The following is a 2,452-nucleotide window of genomic DNA, read 5'->3' as shown; positions in this document are numbered from 1 at the left end:
TTGCCTGGCAACGTCCTACTCTAGCGGAACGTTAGTCCGACTACCATCGGCGCTAAGGAGCTTAACTTCTGTGTTCGGCATGGGAACAGGTGTGACCTCCTTGCCATTGTCACCAGACAAATGGAATGTATTATACATTCAAAACTAGATAGTAAGTAAAATGATTTTGCGTCGCAAAACATAAATTTTGATTAAGTCTTCGATCGATTAGTATTCGTCAGCTCCACGTGTCACCACGCTTCCACCTCGAACCTATTAACCTCATCATCTTTGAGGGATCTTATAACCGAAGTTGGGAAATCTCATCTTGAGGGGGGCTTCATGCTTAGATGCTTTCAGCACTTATCCCGTCCATACATAGCTACCCAGCTATGCCGTTGGCACGACAACTGGTACACCAGAGGTATGTCCATCCCGGTCCTCTCGTACTAAGGACAGCTCCTCTCAAATTTCCTACGCCCACGACGGATAGGGACCGAACTGTCTCACGACGTTCTGAACCCAGCTCGCGTACCGCTTTAATGGGCGAACAGCCCAACCCTTGGGACCGACTACAGCCCCAGGATGCGATGAGCCGACATCGAGGTGCCAAACCTCCCCGTCGATGTGAACTCTTGGGGGAGATAAGCCTGTTATCCCCGGGGTAGCTTTTATCCGTTGAGCGATGGCCCTTCCATGCGGAACCACCGGATCACTAAGTCCGTCTTTCGACCCTGCTCGACTTGTAAGTCTCGCAGTCAAGCTCCCTTATGCCTTTACACTCTATGAATGATTTCCAACCATTCTGAGGGAACCTTTGAGCGCCTCCGTTACCTTTTAGGAGGCGACCGCCCCAGTCAAACTGCCCACCTGACACTGTCTCCCACCACGATAAGTGGTGCGGGTTAGAAAGCCAACACAGCTAGGGTAGTATCCCACCAATGCCTCCACGTAAGCTAGCGCTCACGTTTCAAAGGCTCCTACCTATCCTGTACAAGCTGTGCCGAATTTCAATATCAGGCTACAGTAAAGCTCCACGGGGTCTTTCCGTCCTGTCGCGGGTAACCTGCATCTTCACAGGTACTATGATTTCACCGAGTCTCTCGTTGAGACAGTGCCCAAATCGTTACGCCTTTCGTGCGGGTCGGAACTTACCCGACAAGGAATTTCGCTACCTTAGGACCGTTATAGTTACGGCCGCCGTTTACTGGGGCTTCGATTCGTAGCTTCGCAGAAGCTAACTACTCCTCTTAACCTTCCAGCACCGGGCAGGCGTCAGCCCCTATACATCACCTTACGGTTTAGCAGAGACCTGTGTTTTTGATAAACAGTCGCTTGGGCCTATTCACTGCGGCTCTTCTGGGCGTTAACCCTAAAGAGCACCCCTTCTCCCGAAGTTACGGGGTCATTTTGCCGAGTTCCTTAACGAGAGTTCGCTCGCTCACCTTAGAATTCTCATCTTGACTACCTGTGTCGGTTTGCGGTACGGGCACCTGTTATCTATCTAGAGGCTTTTCTTGGCAGTGTGAAATCAACGACTCGAGGAAACAATTTCCTCTCCCCATCACAGCTTGACCTTATGAGTGCCGGATTTGCCTAACACTCAGTCTTACTGCTTGGACGTGCAATCCAATAGCACGCTTCGCCTATCCTACTGCGTCCCCCCATCGATTAAAACGATACTAGGTGGTACAGGAATATCAACCTGTTATCCATCGCCTACGCCTGTCGGCCTCAGCTTAGGACCCGACTAACCCAGAGCGGACGAGCCTTCCTCTGGAAACCTTAGTCAATCGGTGGACGGGATTCTCACCCGTCTTTCGCTACTCACACCGGCATTCTCACTTCTAAGCGCTCCACATGTCCTTGCGATCATGCTTCGACGCCCTTAGAACGCTCTCCTACCATTGTCCTACGGACAATCCACAGCTTCGGTAATATGTTTAGCCCCGGTACATTTTCGGCGCAGTGTCACTCGACTAGTGAGCTATTACGCACTCTTTAAATGATGGCTGCTTCTAAGCCAACATCCTAGTTGTCTGGGCAACGCCACATCCTTTTCCACTTAACATATATTTTGGGACCTTAGCTGGTGGTCTGGGCTGTTTCCCTTTCGAACACGGACCTTATCACCCATGTTCTGACTCCCAAGTTAAATTGATTGGCATTCGGAGTTTGTCTGAATTCGGTAACCCGAGAAGGGCCCCTCGTCCAAACAGTGCTCTACCTCCAATAATCATCACTTGAGGCTAGCCCTAAAGCTATTTCGGAGAGAACCAGCTATCTCCAAGTTCGATTGGAATTTCTCCGCTACCCTCAGTTCATCCGCTCACTTTTCAACGTAAGTCGGTTCGGTCCTCCATTCAGTGTTACCTGAACTTCAACCTGACCAAGGGTAGATCACCTGGTTTCGGGTCTACGACCAAATACTAAACGCCCTATTCAGACTCGCTTTCGCTACGGCTCCACATTA

The 2,452-nt window shown here is 50.4% G+C and carries 2 rRNA genes; both read right to left on the bottom strand.

The features are described from left to right. Nucleotides 1-2: 2 nt before the first annotated feature. Nucleotides 3-117, bottom strand: a 5S ribosomal RNA gene (gene rrf, locus AC2D8K_RS12515). Nucleotides 118-187: 70 nt separating this feature from the next. Then, nucleotides 188-2,452 (bottom strand): 23S ribosomal RNA (locus tag AC2D8K_RS12510); the annotation flags it as partial.

The organism is Staphylococcus sp. 510, assembly GCF_057219715.1.
This window is presented reverse-complemented; position numbering and strand designations above follow the sequence as displayed.